The 1,779-nt window shown below is 61.2% G+C and carries 2 protein-coding genes and 1 pseudogene; 1 reads left to right on the top strand and 2 read right to left on the bottom strand.

Annotated features, from left to right (window positions below):
- Positions 1-186: pseudogene (locus EN879_RS34560) on the top strand (pilus assembly protein TadD); the annotation flags it as partial.
- 90 nt (positions 187-276) lie between these two features.
- Here EN879_RS34560 and EN879_RS34555 read toward each other — a convergent pair.
- Positions 277-1,299, bottom strand: a complete 1,023-nt coding sequence (locus EN879_RS34555) for a type II secretion system F family protein (protein ID WP_127274647.1) — start codon at positions 1,297-1,299, stop codon at positions 277-279.
- A gap of 9 nt (positions 1,300-1,308) precedes the next feature.
- The coding region (locus EN879_RS34550; protein ID WP_164774783.1) for a type II secretion system F family protein at positions 1,309-1,779 on the bottom strand (471 nt) is incomplete at its 5' end.

Here is a 1,779-nt window from a genome sequence, read left to right as displayed (position 1 = left end):
CGCCAGAACCTGGCGCTGGTCGTCGGCCTGCAAGGCCGGTTCGACGAGGCCGAGAAGATCGCCTCACAGGAACTGTCGCCCGAACAGGCGCAGGCAAATGTCGCCTATCTCAGGCAGATGCTGGCCCAACAGAACGCCTGGAGCCAGCTCAAGGACCAGGACAAGCCGAAATCCGCAACCAACTGAGACCACAATTCCGATGCCCCAACGAAGAGGCCGCGTTGCATGCAGCGCGGCCTCTTCGTTTGAAGTGTACTGCAGGAATTTGCCTTGCCGCTACTGGGCGTTTGTTGCCGGCGCCGCATGATCGCCGAAGATACCGCGTTGGCTGACCTGAATGCCGGCGGGACCCAGGATGATGGCGAAAAGCACCGGCAGGAAAAACAGGATCATCGGCACGGTAAGTTTTGGCGGCAGGGCGGCCGCCTTCTTCTCGGCCGCATTCATGCGCATGTCGCGGCTTTCGGCGGCAAGCACGCGCAGTGCATGCGCCACCGGCGTGCCGTAACGCTCGGCCTGGACGAGCGCCTGCGACACCGACTTGACCGAATCCAGGCCGGTGCGGCTTGCCAGGTTCTCGTAGGCCTGCTTGCGCTCCGGCAGATAGGAAAGCTCGGCATTGGTGAGGATGAACTCTTCCGCCAGCGCCACCGATTGCGCGCCGATCTCGTCGGCGACCTTGCGCAATGCTGCTTCCACCGACATGCCCGATTCGACGCAGATCAGCATCAGATCGAGCCCATCCGGCCATGCCATCTGGATCGACTGCTTGCGCTTGGTGGCGCGGTTGTTGACGTAGATGACCGGCGCGTAGAAGCCGCCGTAAGCAACGAGGATGCAGACGAACAGCCTGATGACCAATGGCTTGTCGGGCAGTCCTCCGAGCACGAAGATGTAGATTGCGGCCAGCGCGAAACCGACAAAAGGAAGCACGAGACGAAAGAAAAGAAACCGCGTCAGCGGATTCTGTCCACGAAAACCGGCCACCTTGAGTTTCTGCAAGGTGCCTTCATCGGCGAGCGCGCGTCTCAGATCCAGCCGGTCGACGATGTTGCGCATGCCGATCGACTGTTCCTCACGCAAGCCCTTGCGACGGCGGTCGGCCTCGACCGCAAGCCGGGCGCGCTGTTGCGCACGCAGTGCGTCGCGCTCCAGCGCAACGGATTTCATGCGTGACTTGAGCTGGTTTCCGCCAAACGCCGGCAGCAAGGTGAAGACGGTCGCAAACACCGCTATCGCGACCAGCATCGCGATCAGGAAGCTCGGATCCGTCAGGGTCTTGATGACTTGCTCGGTCATGCCAGCATCCTAGACTTCGAAGTTCATCATCTTGCGCATCACCAGGATGCCGATCGACATCCAGACCGCAGAGCAACCAAGGATCAGGTTTCCGACGCTGGTGTTGAAGAGCGGCATCAGGTAGGCCGGGCTCGACAGGTAGACGAGAAAGGCGACGATGAAGGGCAGCGCACCGATGATCGCGGCGGATGCCTTCGCTTCCATCGACAGCGCCGCGACCTTGGCTTTCATCTTCTTGCGATCGCGAAGCACGCGCGAAAGATTGCCCAGCGCCTCGGAGAGATTCCCGCCGGCTTGCGATTGAATCTGGATAACGATGCCGAAGAAGCTTGCCTCGGTGCAAGGCATGGTTTCGGGCATGCGCAAGGTCGCGTCGGGGATAGAGAGGCCCATCTGCTGTGAATCGACGATGCGGCGAAACTCGGTCTTCACGGGTTCGGGCGATTCGTTGGCGATCAGGCGCACGGCATCGTTCAGCGG

Source organism: Mesorhizobium sp. M7A.F.Ca.AU.002.02.1.1 (genome assembly GCF_003998535.1).
Classification (GTDB): Bacteria; Pseudomonadota; Alphaproteobacteria; order Rhizobiales; family Rhizobiaceae; genus Mesorhizobium; species Mesorhizobium ciceri.
This window is presented reverse-complemented; position numbering and strand designations above follow the sequence as displayed.